Origin of the sequence: Colwellia sp. D2M02 (assembly GCF_018860755.1) — a bacterium.
Taxonomy (GTDB): domain Bacteria; phylum Pseudomonadota; class Gammaproteobacteria; order Enterobacterales; family Alteromonadaceae; genus Colwellia; species Colwellia asteriadis.
The window spans coordinates 24,650-38,471 of the sequence record NZ_JAHKPW010000050.1 but is presented as its reverse complement, the minus strand read 5'-3'; the positions used below and the strand labels follow the sequence as shown (position 1 = coordinate 38,471).

Here is a 13,822-nt window from a genome sequence, read left to right as displayed (position 1 = left end):
TTATTGACACCTTTCATAATCTTACTTTTTAATTAATTACACGCTTGGCAATGCGTTTGAATATATTCGTGGTGATTAGGCATTTGTTTTACCGTAGCACGAATATCATTAATATTTTTAGTTAATGTATTGGTTAGGTCTTGCTGATGAAACGCATCTAATAGCGGGTGGTATTTTTTAGGACGAATTTTCATTCCTTCTAAAATAGAACACCAACTGTCATTTGTAAAAAACTGGCCTAATGTATGATCTAATTGACCACGTTCTCGAAACTTACGTATTTTCTCGTTCAGCGACTTAGGAACAGGCATGGTTTGGCACCATTGCCAAAAATCACTATCGTCACGACCCGAAGTGCAATAATGTAAAATAATAAAATCTCGAATTTCTTGGTAATCGGTATTAATGTTGTCGTTAAAGGCTTGCTCGTTATAAGCATCAAAGTCGCTATCAGGGAAGTGCTTGATAAAATGGACCAGCGATTTATAAACTAAATGAATAGCCGTTGACTCTAAGGGCTCTAAAAATCCACCTGCTAACCCTAAAGCTAAACAGTTATTGTGCCATATTTTTTTCCGTCTTCCGGTTGTAAACGGAATAACTCTAGGTTCATTTAGCATTTTCCCTTTGATTTGCTTAAGTAAGGTTTCCATTGCTTGTTCGTCACTACAGAACTGGCTAGCAAAAACATAACCATTACCCACCCTATGCTGTAAAGGAATGCTCCAAGACCAACCCGCTTTTTGTGCGGTTGCTATTGTATAAGGAACGGGGTTATTTACTTGTTCAGTTTGTACTGCAACAGCGCGATTACAAGGTAAATAATGCGACCAGTCTTCAAAGCCAACTTGTAATGACTTTTCAATTAATAGTCCGTGAAAGCCAGTGCAGTCGATAAAAAAATCACTGGTAAGGCTTGTGTCATTGTCAAGTTCAACACTTTTTATAAAATCCTTTTCATCTAGATTAACGTTTTTCACTGTGGCTTCAATACGAGTAACTCCGCGTTTATGGCAAAGATCACGTAAATAGTGAGCAACTTTTACGGCATCTAAATGTAGCGCATGGGCATAACTTGATAGTACCCAGTTATCATGCTTTGCGGGGCGTAACATAAAACGTTCGTTTTCAGCCATGATAGCGCTTGGAGAAAAGTCAAGCCAGCGTGATTTTTCTCCATCAGCAAGTGATTTCAACCAGGCTTGATAAAACTCAAAACCGTTGATGTCTTTGCCCACTTTACCAAAAGGGTGAAAATAGCTTTCGCCTTGGGTTAACCAGTCATCAAAGCGTATGCCTAACTTGAAAGTAGCAGAAGTTGCTTGAATAAACTCTTTTAAGTTAATTTGACTTGCTTGTATAAAGTCCATCATTGAAGGTACGGTAGACTCACCTACACCTATGGTCGCAATATCAGGTGACTCCACGACAGTAATTTGAATTTTACTGCCTCTTAAAGCACTTGAAAGGAGTGTTGCTGCCATCCAGCCGGCGGTACCGCCACCAACAATACAGATAGATTTTAAAGCGTTTTGCATAATAAGGCCGTATTTATAATAAGTGTTATATTATTTTCTCGTGGGTTTGTGAGCTTGTATTAGTGGCGTTGATATTTCGAGATTACTTTCTACAGCCCCTAAAGTAAATAAACGACGCTGCATTGCTACAGCGCCGTTTATATTACCTTTTCTACTTTTTTAGCTACTAGAAAACAGCGCTAAGACTCAACGAGTAACGACGGTCTGTCGTAAAGGTAAAGGCATCGGTTAATGTCCCTTCCTGATTTTGTTGATATTTAGTTTTAGTGTCTGAATCTAAAACATTATTTACCGTTAGGCCAATTTTGACATTATCGGTAATGTTGTAGAAAAGACTAGCATCCATCATGCCTTGCGCTTCAGAGTAAGCAGGGACGAACTCTTCAGACTCACGTAAAGTTAATAGATACTCAGAGCGCCATGTGTAAGCTAGGCGAAGTGAGAAGTCGTATTTTTCATACATGCCGACAATGTTGAAGTTCTGATCAGAATACCCTTGTAATGGTAAGTTAGTAAACTGGCGGAACGAGTTACGATTGTCGGTAACTGGCACACCAGCACCATTGTATTGTAGCTGCTCAGCAGGTGAAGTATTTGGATCTTCTAAACCATTTTGATCAATATAGGTATAGTTAAACTGCATGCCTAAACCACTAAATACGCCAGGTAACATATCGTAGAACTGACTATAAGCAAGTTCTACACCACGAATTGTGCCCGATCCTGTGTTATCAGGGCCGTAAGCTGATACTGGGTAAGTGGTACCATCGACTTCAACTTCGGTAGAAAATTGCTTGTTACGAATAATGTTTGAAAGCTTTTTGTGGAACAAGCCAACTGTTACAGAGCCAGCATCGGCAAAGTACCATTCGGTTGTTAAATCTAGGTTTATTGACTCTTCAGGCTCTAAAAACGCATTACGTGCATTAGCGCTGATTTCAATGTTTCTAAGATCAACCGTTGGGTTAGTCGCTTCATCTTTACCTTGAGAAGGGTCTAATAGTACTTCTTGGTAATCTAAACTAATGTTCATTTTGTTAGCTGAGTCGACTAGGCTTGGGTAGTAAAGCCCTTTTGAAGCGCCAAATCGAACAATTAACTCATCAGTAAGACCAAAACTTAAGTTTAAGCTTGGTAGTATTGTAGTGTAATCAGTTCCATCAACCGTGCTAGCGAAGCTTTCACCTGAAGCCAATGCGAAAATACTTGGGTAGTCATTTAGCATTACTTGGTAAAGTGAATCACTTTCACTTGTGCCGCGACGAGCAGTGGCTGGTGTATTAATACCACCAGTTGATTGTAGTTGATAGTCAACATAACGTAGACCAACATTACCTTTAATAATAATATCGCTTATGTCGAAATCAAAATCACCACGTACGTAGAACTCAGTACGTTGAGTTTCACTTGAGCTAATATGACGAGGAGCAAAGTGACTAAATACGCGATCACCTACGTCGGCATAAGCTAATGCACAACCGCCACTACCGTCCATTGCATTACCGTTAGCGCTCCATGTACCACAACCATCTCGAAGTGTTTGAGCGTAGTTCTGTGCTAAGTCCATACGTGGGAATAAGAAGCTATTATTAGCACCAACTAAACTATCGCCTTTGTAATGGTCAGCAAAACTAATACGATCGAATAAACCAGGCTCTACTTGCGGCGAAGCATTGTAAGAAGCTTGAGCATTCCACGGAGTGCCTAGCGCTTGCCAGCCTTCATAATCAGTATCACGAACGGTAAGTTCTTTTTCTGAATAGTAAACACCGGCTTTAATTGCGGTAAAAGCACCATCAAGGGCATATTCAAAGTCTAACTTAATCGCGTCAGAACTTGCTTCGTTATGCTCTTCTTGTTGCATACCACTTGCTAATCGTAGAATAGGGTTGGTATCAGCATCCACGTCTGGTGGCATAGACGTATTCGAATTTAAATATTCTAAAGTTGGGGTATCACCGCGTAAATCTAGGAAGAATGGAGCATGCTCACTAGTTTGGTTACCATTGATACGTGAAGTTAGTGAGTTATTGTGAACAATTTGTTCAGAATCAATATGTTGATAATCAAACGCAACGGTTAAACGATCGGTCGCTTTAAATACTACATTTAATGAAGTGTCATCAACCGTACTTTCATTATAGTTGTAACGTGAGCGGAATTGCAGTGGTAAATCAGGGCTAGTACCACGACCAACACCAGAGGTTACATAGCCGTTGCTATCAACCGTTAATGGGTAATCTTGATTATTCCCTTCATAGCCATCAAACCATTGTATACCATTAGGTGCATAAGATAAGAAACCACGGTCACCTGAGGCAATAACATGCTCTCGCCACTCTAATGAGGCTTCTGAGCTTATGTGTTCTAAGGTTGCGGTAATACGTTCGTCATTACTTTGCCATTGCAAAGAGGCGGTTAAACCTTGACGCTTACGATCATTTTCCGCACTGGTCATAGTGTAACTTGCTGGCGCATACCAAGTTGAACCTTCAGGTTGACCTTCAAGTTCCTGTGCTTCAAACGGCGCAGTATAGTTTGCAGCATCTTGCTCTGAATATTGAACGGTATCGCCCAAGTCGGCACCACAAGCACGCCAATCTGAAGCGCCTGGAATACAAGGGTTAGAATATTGCCCTGCGATTACGCCTGGGCTTGGTGTACCCCACTCATCGTATGAAAAAGTATCGGCAGGACCGCGACTATGGAAGTTACCTAAACCAAAGCCGTCACCACGACTTTTGTGTTCTGAATATGAGCCAGCAACTAATACCCCAAATTTACCAGCATCAGTATCCCAACTATCTGAGAAAAGAGCACTAAATGATGGTGTGACTTCTTCACGGTAATCACCGTAGTTTGCTTTTGCTGTAAAAGCAAAAACAGGCTCTTCAGAGTCAAACGCTTTACGGGTTACTAAGTTAACAGTACCAGCGATACCGCCAGAAATAAGATCAGCGGTTTGGTTTTTAACAACTTCTACCGCACCTAGTAATTCTGCTGGGAAATCTTCATAACTTAAACCACCATGTGGGTTTGCACTAAATGAATCGCGACCATTTACCTCACTACGAACACGGTCTAAACCACGTATTAGTACACCGGTACCTTCATCAGCAAAGTGCTTAGGATCGCTTGATGATGCAAAGCGCTCGATAGTCACACCAGGTAAGCGTTGCAAGGCTTCTGTTACTGATACATCAGGTAATGCACCAATGTCTGCAGCGGTAATTACATCTTTAACGGTGTCAGCATGGCGTTTTAGGTTTTGCGCACTATTAATACTATTACGCATACCGACGACTTGTATTACTTCAAGATCTTCATCTTTAACTTCTTTTTTATTGACGTCATCAGCAGCAAAAGCTGCTGTTGATACCGAATAAGCAACGGCCGCTGATATGGCGATTGCTAAGCGTTTTCTCTCAAACTTGCTCGACATTGTATACCCTCAATATTTATTATTTTAATATTTGGCTCTTTATATAGCCTTAGGTTTTATTTATTTTTTTCTTGTTACGCCTGTCATAGCAACTCTATTAATTAAGTGAATATTCTCTCCCTATAAAGAACACCTATGTATTAAAGTTGATATTAAATCCAATTAACATATTGATAATTAGGTTTTTTATAAAGGCTCTCCTTAATATGTACAGAAATAATATGGCATATATTACTAATGTACATTTACCTAAGCCGCCCCACTGTTTAGGTATATAGTCACCATATCACAATGAATTATTATTCACTTAAATTAACTTATTATACGTTATTGTCTTTTTGATACGTAAGGTTATAAAATAACAATCATTAAGTATTGAACTTGTTACTTTTTAACATTAGTATGTGGTAAAAATCAACATATATTTACATTTTTGGTTGTTAATTGACCATTATGATATTGTTCGTTGATATATCTTTCTAGGTAAGTGAGCATAGGTAAGTAAGCAAGGCGAATAGGTCTAAGGTATGAAAAATAGCTTTACAAAAGCTGTGGTAGAAAAAGGCAGCGGCGTTACTAATAATGCACAAAAAAATTGGAACTTACTTGCCGAAGAGGTGAGCTTCCCTACTGCGGTGTTAAATGAGCAAGCATTAACTAATAATGCCCGCTGGATGCAGCGTTTTAGTGATGACTCCGCGGTAAAGTTAGCGCCCCATGGCAAAACCTCAATGTCGCCTGAGTTGTTCCAGCTACAACTAGCGCAAGGCTGTTGGGGGATTACCCTGGCGACTGTCCCGCAAGTGGTTAATGCTTATAATAGTGGCGTTAAGCGTATTATGTTAGCGAATCAACTTATTGGTTTATATCACTTTAAACTCATTGCAGACTTAATCATTGATACAGATATTGAGCTTTATTGTTTTGTTGACTCTATTGATAACGCAAAAGCGCTTGATGATTATTTCTCAAGTCGTGGTGTTACCTTGAATATTCTACTTGAACTGGGTGTTAAAGGTGGGCGCTGTGGTTGGCGTGATATTGTTAATATTGATAGCTTAGTGGATGTAATCACTCAAAGTAGTAGCTTGAAATTAACAGGGTTAAGCTTTTATGAAGGGGTAATTCATGGTGACAACTCTTATCAACAAGTTTGCCAATTTATTGATGAAGTAAAAGTACTGGCACAGCGCCTACTTGCCCAACAAAAATTTGCACTGCCAGAGGTTATTTTAACCGGCGCAGGTTCAGCTTGGTATGACGTAGTCGCTAAAGAATTATTGCCTTTAACCTCTGACTTTACCGTTGTTATTCGTCCTGGTTGTTATCTTATTCATGACACTGGTATATATCAAGAAGCACAAAATGCTATTGTAGCACGTAGTCAATTAGCCTGTGATATTGCTGGCGATTTGATTTCTAGCCTTGAGTTATGGGCTTATGTTCATTCAATCCCTGAGCCGGGGTTGGTGATTGTTGGTTTGGGTAAACGTGATGTTGCTTTTGACGCGGGCCTACCGACACCAGAATATAGTTACCGACCAGGTAATGATAAACCAAGCAAAGTTAATGGCTGGCAGGTTGTAAAAATTATGGATCAACACTGCATGATGGAAGTGAGCCTTGATTGTGACTTAAAACCGGGTGATTTAGTGATTTTTTCAAGCTCACACCCGTGTTTAACATTTGATAAATGGCGACATATCGGCATTAGAAACCAAGACTTCACAGTTGAAAAAACCATAACCACCTTATTTTAGCTAAACCATTATTAGTAACCTTTAAAATAGAGTAAATCAATGGATATAGTCAGTAGAATTAAAGCCGGTCTAGGGCACTTTAGCCCCGCCGAGGAGAAGGTTGCTCGCTTTATTTTGGCCGATCTCAATTATGCGGCCAATGCCCCTATTAATGAATTAGCTGAAAAAGCTAAAGTAAGTCACGCCAGTATTACCCGTTTAGCACGTACCTTAACTTGTGCGAATGTCCGCGAACTTAAATTAAAGCTAGCGCAATCGGCAGCCGTTGGTGAACGCTTTATTAATGAAGATGCCGTTGATAAAAAAGATATTTCTCATGTTTATCAATCTATACACGACATTCTAACTTTAAACGCTGGATTGATTGAAGATGAAACGGTTGAGCAAGCGGGACAACATATCTGTGCAGCAAAACATACCTTGGTTTTTGGTGTTGGCGGCGGCAGCAGCATGATGGCACAAGAGTGTCAAAATCGTTTTTTTCGTTTAGGCATACCAAGCAACGCGCATAGCGATCCGATGATGATGCGTATGACTGCTGCTACGGTTGATAATGATGATGTTGTGGTGTGCTTATCACTTAGTGGCTTAAGCCCTGATGTTTATCATGCTACGCAAATAGCGAAAGAGTATGGCGCTATTATTGTTGCTATTTGCCCTGATGGAGAGTTGGCTAACTTAGCAGACTTTCACCTGCCGATAGCGACACAAGAAAGTGACTATATATTCAAACCGAGCGCTTCTCGTTATGTAATGCTTGCGGCGATTGATATTTTATCCAGTGAATTAGCGATGAAAAATCAACGAAAATCACGAGAGAAGTTGCGCCGATTAAAAGTACAACTTGATGCGCACCGTGAACAGCATGCTACAGGGAACGATAGCATGAATGAGCACCTTAAACGCTTACCATTAGGGGATTAGTACGTGCACAAAAAAACAATGGAAGTGCCAAATAATGCAGCCCCATTAAATAACTCAAGTAAGCACTCAACTGAGATTATTATTGATACCTTAATTATTAATGCAGAGTTGTGTGATGGCAGTGGCTATAAGAGTATTCAACAAGACGTTGCTATTAAAGGTGATAAAATTATTGCCATAGGTGATCTGAAACATTGGAACGCTACAACACTGATTGATGGTGAGGGTTTACTATTAGCGCCAGGCTTTATTGATGTGCATACCCATGATGATCTTGAGGTGTTACGTAATCCTCAAATGCACAATAAAATTAGCCAAGGGGTAACTAGTGTTATTGTTGGTAACTGTGGTATTAGCGCTAGTCCATATCAGTCAGATAAAGCCCCCATTGATCCAATAAATTTACTTGGTAAGCCTGAAGAGTTTTGCTTTCCTAATTTACAAGCGTATGTCACTAAATTTAAGCAAATAAAGCCTTTTATTAATGTGGCAGCACTGGTGGGGCATACAAGTCTTAGAGCGCAAGTGATGGACTCATTAGATCGCGCAGCAACACCTGTAGAAATTGAGCAAATGGTGCTGTTATTGCGCAGCGCGCTAGAGCAAGGTGCCAAGGGTTTCAGTACAGGGCTGGCCTATCATAATGCTAATTGCGCGCCTACAGAAGAAGTGCAAGCGTTAGTGCAGCTGTTGGGTGATTATAGCGCGATTTATTCAACTCATTTACGTACCGAATTTGACGGCATTATTGATGCGTTAGATGAAGCTTTTAGTGTAGGCAAGAAAGCCGAGGTGCCGGTGGTTATCTCACACTTAAAGTGTGCTGGAAAAAATAACTGGGGGCGTGCTGGTGAAATACTTAACCATATAGAAAGTAATCAACAGAATCAGCATATTAGCTGTGATTGTTACCCTTATAATGCGAGTTCTAGCACTTTAGATTTAGCACAAGTTACTGAAGACTTTGAAGTTTATATTACCTGGTCTGAGCCTCACCCTGAAAAAGCGCAACAAACCTTAGCGGCAATTGCCGAGCAATGGCAAGTGTCATTACTTGAGGCGGCTAAGCGACTACAACCCGCTGGCGCTGTTTATCACGGTATGTTTGAGGAGGATGTTCGCACCATTATGCGGGCACCTTATAGCATGATTGGCTCAGACGGTTTACCTTGTGATCCTCATCCGCATCCAAGACTGTGGGGAACTTTTCCACGTGTTTTAGGGCATTATTGTCGTGATGAAAATGTATTAGCGCTTGCGCAGGGTATTCATAAAATGACTGGGCTATCGGCAACCGAATTTAAGCTTAACCAGCGTGGTTTTATCCGCGAAGGTTACTTTGCTGACTTGGTGCTATTTGATCCTGAAACCATTAAAGATGTGGCTAGCTTTACCAATCCTGTGGCGACCTCAAAAGGCATAAAGTGTGTTTGGGTTAATGGTCAACTCAGTTATGAAAATAATGCCGCCGTTTCAATGCAGGGTGCAGGGCGTTTTCTAACTCATAACGAGGTTTGTTAACACGTTTGCTAGCACAATAAGCACTAAAAATAGTCAAGAATGTAAATAAATTTAAATAAATCCATTTTTATAAATAAAGTCAGATAAGTAAGGAAAAAACAATGACAATTAAACGTTATGGTGTTGAAGGCGGTAAAGGTACCGGTGGACAACATTTACCTTTTTCTCGTGCAGTTGAAGCGGGTGGTTGGTTAAAGGTCTCAGGTCAAACACCAATGCGAGATGGTGAAGTGGTTGAAGGTGGCATTATCGAACAATCGCGTATTGCTATTGAAAACTGTATCGAGATTATGACCGAGGCTAACTATGGTCTTGAGCATGTTACTCATGTTTCGGTTGTGTTGACTGATTCTCGATATTTCCAATCATTTAATAAAGTCTTTAAAGAATTTTTTGGTGAACATCCTCCAGCGCGAATTTGTTTAGTGGCCGACTTGGTTGTTGATTGTAAAGTTGAAGTTGATGTGACTTGTTATAAAGCTCCATAAGGTTTGATAACTCAATCATAAAGTAGTTAAGAGGGCAGGTATGGAAACATTATTTATTATTGCTTTTATCGCTTACATGTTGGTGATGATCGCTATTGGCTGGTTAGTTTCGCGTAAGCAAAAATCGGGAGACGATTTTTTATTAGCAGGCCGTAATGTTCCTTTACTTCTTTCGCTAGGTACTACGGTTGCTACTATGGTTGGCACTGGATCGTCAATGGGCGCGGTCGGTTTTGCTTATCATAATGGCTGGGCAGGTGCTCTTTATGGTTTAGGGGGAGCGGTAGGTATTCTCTTACTTGCTTGGCTTTTTGTGCCAGTGCGAAAACTTAACTTCACTACCATGAGTGAAGAGCTCGCTTATTATGTTGGCAATAATATTTATGTAAGAAATATTATTGCTTTTATTATTTATGCCGCAAGTATTGGCTGGTTAGGTGCGCACATTATTGGCGGTGGTATGTATTTATCATGGCTAACAGGCTTAGACCTAAGCAGTGCTAAGTTACTTATCGCGCTTAGTTTTGCTATTTATGTTGTTATTGGTGGTTATACCGCCGTGGTATGGACCGACTCAATTCAAGCACTTATTTTGTTTGTTGGCTTTATTTTAATGGCTTATTTTTCTGTTGATTATGTTGGTGGTTGGCAAGCTATGCTTGATAACCAACCTACAGAAAATACCAGTTGGTTTGCTTTAGATAAAATGGGCGCTTTACCTGCACTTTCGCTCGCATTGGCTGTATTGGTGGGGGTGTTAGCAACGCCGTCTTTTAGACAGCGCATTTACTCAGGAAAAAACGTTAGTACTATTCGTAAGTCTTTCATTTATTCGGGCGTTTTATATTTAGCCTTCTCTATTATTCCTGCGCTAATCGGTATGAGTGCTTATGCGATGACCGCAGATTTAGAAAATGCCGCGTATGCTTTTCCTCATATCGCATTAAATGTTATGCCGGTTGCTTTAGGTGTATTAATTATTATTGCTGGTATATCAGCAACACTCTCTAGTGCTAGTTCAGACGCTATTGCTGGGGTTAGCGTACTGTTAACAGACATTTATCAAGCGATTTTTTCAAGAAAACCTGCCGCTGATCGCATGATGCTTTTTTCTCGTCTCGGTTTGGTCATTACCATTAGTATTGCCTTAATGTTTGCCATGCTCTCGAACAATATTATTACCTATATCACGCAAATGATTGCGGTACTAATGTCTGGCATGTGTGTTTGTGGGCTGTTAGGTCGCTTATGGCCTAAGTATAACTGGCAAGGTGCTATTGCTACGTTAATTGCCGGAATGAGCAGCGCTATTTTAGTAAGTACTAATGAAAGCTGGAATAGTTTTTTTGGTAATTCAGTACTACCAGCACTTGTTTGCGCTACATTGGCAGGTGTAACGGTTACCTTACTTACCTATAAGCGTACCCCAGTTAATAACACCGTTACTGCTGCTGAAATAGAGCAAAGCGGATAGACAACTATTAGCCACTAATATATCAAAACTTTTAAAATACATAGGAATTATTGTGCGACGTCTCTCTAGTTTTTTACCACTTATCACCCTTAAATTGGGTTTAACAGTAATGTGTTTTTCAGCATTCGCTCAAAAGGCTACTATTGAAAGTTGTTTAGGGTTAATGCCTTGTCCGCAGCAAATCGAAATAAAAGACGGGCTTTATCATTTATCTGTTGCCCCTAAAATTTTTATACAAGGTATGAGTGAGCAGCGACAAAAAGTGGCGTTAGCGCGATTAAATCGGCATTTAAAAAAAATTAATGGTTTTGCTTTTCAAAAGTTAGAGGTTACCAACACAAAGAAAAGTGCAGATATTGTTGTGTTAGTTCACTCTGCTAATCAAACCTATCAATTACCCGCATTAGGCGATGATGAAAGCTACCAGCTCACCATTAATAGCTCGAAAATATTACTTAATGCTAATTCCGAATTTGGCGCTTTACAGGGGTTAACAACTTTAGTGCAATTAGCGGCTTTACCTCATGGCGCACGGCCATTTATTACCGATAATGTACACGCTAAAACGGATGCTTTAGCATTAACTCAGGCGAATATTAATGATAAACCGCGCTTTAAATGGCGCGGGTTTTTACTCGACAGTTCACGTCATTTTATGCCTGTTGCTACTGTGAAACGTCAGTTAGACGGCATGGCTGGAGCTAAACTCAACGTGTTTCATTGGCATTTAACTGATGATCAGGGGTGGCGAATTGAATCAAAGGCTTATCCTAAATTGCATCAATTAGCTTCTGATAACTTATATTACAGCCAAGCTGAGATTAAATCGGTAGTTGCGTATGCTAGTGATTTGGGGATTCGTGTCGTGCCAGAGTTTGACATTCCAGGTCATGCTTCTGCAATTGCGGTTGCGTATCCAGCGTTAATGGCAGAACAAAAAGTTTATGAAATGGAGCGCCACTGGGGAGTTTTTGAGCCGTTATTAGATGTCAGCAATGAAAATGTTTATCTGTTTGTTGATAAAATGGTTCAAGAGATTACCACTTTATTTCCTGATGCATATTTGCATATTGGTGGCGATGAAGTTAATCCTAAACAATGGCAGGAAAATGCTGATATTCAAGCGTTAATGGTAAAAGAGGGCTTGCACGATAGCGAGGATTTGCACCGCTTTTTTAATGGTAAAGTCCAAAAAATATTAATGAAGCACCAACGTAAAATGATGGGCTGGGATGAAATACTCCACAAAGACCTTCCTAAAGATGTGGTGGTGCAATCCTGGCGCGGTTTAGAATCTATTAATCATATTGCAGGGCAGGGCTATCAAGCGTTGTTATCTGCAGGTTATTATATTGACCAACCTCAGCCTACTAGTTATCACTACCGCAATGACCCACTTGCCTATACCAATCACCAAGGGCTTAATAAGTCTACTCAAATAAATAAAACTGGGCATCAAACTTGGCAGTCTTTTTCTTTTACCATGCCGCGTTTAAAAGGCAGTAGCGTTCGTGGTGAGTTAACCCTGATCACAGACAATAATAATGGTGTTGATAAAAGTGACACCGCAACAAATTTTAGTGCCTATTTAAAGCTAAATGATCACTTTTATAAAGAAGTTACCTTACTCTCATCACTCAGTGAGTTTAAAGCCAATAAGGTTGTTTTTAATTACGATAGTTGGATGGGTGCTATGCGTTTTGAGCTAGATACCTCTAATTCAGCTGCATTGCAGGGAGTGATTTTTGTTGGTAATAGTTATTATCCTTTAGTGGCAAAAACTACCTCAAGTCAAAAAGCAACGGTTGTTAATCAAATCAACTTATTACCGTTATTATCAAATGAGCAAGCGAAGAATATTCTTGGTGGTGAAGCAACATTATGGGCTGAAATGATTGATGAAAATAATGTTGATTTACGGGCGTGGCCGCGCTTATTTGCTATCGCTGAACGTTTTTGGTCAGCTAAAAGCCTAACAGACAGTAATTATATGTATCAACGCTTACATTATATCGATGATTATGCTGCTAACGTGCTTGGCTTGCAGCATAAACAACAGCAACAAGATGGTTTTCAGCAATTACTTAATGATAATACCTCAGCAGAGGAGGTTGTAAATGATATTGCGGTGTTAACTGAATTTTCGCAAGTGTTAGCGCCAGCGCAGTATTACACTCGTCATCATATAAAATATCAGCAAAATCAATATCACCAACAAGCGCCATTAAACCTATATGTCGATTATTTAGCGGTTGAGAGCTTTAGTTTATTAGCATTAAAGCGCCAATTACAGGCCTATCAGCAAGGTAATAAGTCAGCACTAGGTGTTATTGAAAGCAGCATACTAGCTTGGCAGCAAAGCGAACCTTCATTAGCTGCGTTAATAGCAAAACATGAAAAATTAGCTGATTTATCAGGCTATGTGGCAGACTTTAAACGTTTAAATAATTTGGGGTTACAGGTGATTTCTGCGTGTAAACAAGGTCTACCACTAAGCGAATCACAGCAACTTGCAATTAACCAACAAGTACTAGCAATACAAAGTAAACAACAAGAAATAGTATTAGCGACTGCGCCAGTTATTCGTGAGCTTATGGCAAGTTGTCAATAATCACACCATAGAGGCGCTGCCTTGCTTAAATACTAAACAGATAGCTGCAAATTTAAGTTTGAAA

8 protein-coding genes are annotated in these 13,822 nt (G+C 39.9%); 6 read left to right on the top strand and 2 right to left on the bottom strand.

Features of this window, described 5'->3' with window-relative positions; translation table 11 throughout:
- Positions 1-32: 32 nt before the first annotated feature.
- Together KO495_RS08170 and KO495_RS08165 are read right to left on the bottom strand one after the other, a co-directional pair.
- Positions 33-1,538 carry a tryptophan halogenase family protein gene (locus tag KO495_RS08170; RefSeq protein ID WP_215979914.1) on the bottom strand — a complete coding sequence of 502 codons (1,506 nt, stop codon included), beginning with the start codon at positions 1,536-1,538 and terminating at the stop codon, positions 33-35.
- 166 nt (positions 1,539-1,704) lie between these two features.
- Positions 1,705-4,980, bottom strand: coding sequence for a TonB-dependent receptor (locus KO495_RS08165; RefSeq protein ID WP_215979913.1), 3,276 nt, complete (start codon positions 4,978-4,980; stop codon positions 1,705-1,707).
- A gap of 527 nt (positions 4,981-5,507) precedes the next feature.
- Here KO495_RS08165 and KO495_RS08160 point away from each other — a divergent pair.
- The 6 genes from KO495_RS08160 to KO495_RS08135 all read left to right on the top strand — a co-directional run bounded on the left by KO495_RS08160 (position 5,508) and on the right by KO495_RS08135 (position 13,758).
- Entirely contained in the window at positions 5,508-6,740 is a 1,233-nt protein-coding gene (locus KO495_RS08160) for an amino acid deaminase (RefSeq protein WP_215979912.1), read from the top strand.
- 39 nt (positions 6,741-6,779) lie between these two features.
- Positions 6,780-7,664, top strand: coding sequence for a MurR/RpiR family transcriptional regulator (locus KO495_RS08155; protein ID WP_215979911.1), 885 nt, complete (start codon positions 6,780-6,782; stop codon positions 7,662-7,664).
- A 3-nt stretch (positions 7,665-7,667) separates the two neighbouring features.
- Positions 7,668-9,185: a D-aminoacylase gene (locus tag KO495_RS08150; RefSeq protein ID WP_354668375.1), complete on the top strand. Its 1,518-nt coding sequence runs from the start codon at positions 7,668-7,670 to the stop codon at positions 9,183-9,185.
- 101 nt (positions 9,186-9,286) lie between these two features.
- Positions 9,287-9,673 (top strand): RidA family protein, encoded by a 387-nt coding sequence (locus KO495_RS08145; protein ID WP_215979910.1) that lies wholly within the window; start codon positions 9,287-9,289, stop codon positions 9,671-9,673.
- A gap of 40 nt (positions 9,674-9,713) precedes the next feature.
- Positions 9,714-11,147, top strand: a complete 1,434-nt coding sequence (locus tag KO495_RS08140) for a sodium:solute symporter family protein (RefSeq protein WP_215979909.1) — start codon at positions 9,714-9,716, stop codon at positions 11,145-11,147.
- Positions 11,148-11,199: 52 nt separating this feature from the next.
- Positions 11,200-13,758 (top strand): beta-N-acetylhexosaminidase, encoded by a 2,559-nt coding sequence (locus KO495_RS08135; RefSeq protein WP_215979908.1) that lies wholly within the window; start codon positions 11,200-11,202, stop codon positions 13,756-13,758.
- The last annotated feature ends 64 nt before the right edge of the window (positions 13,759-13,822 follow it).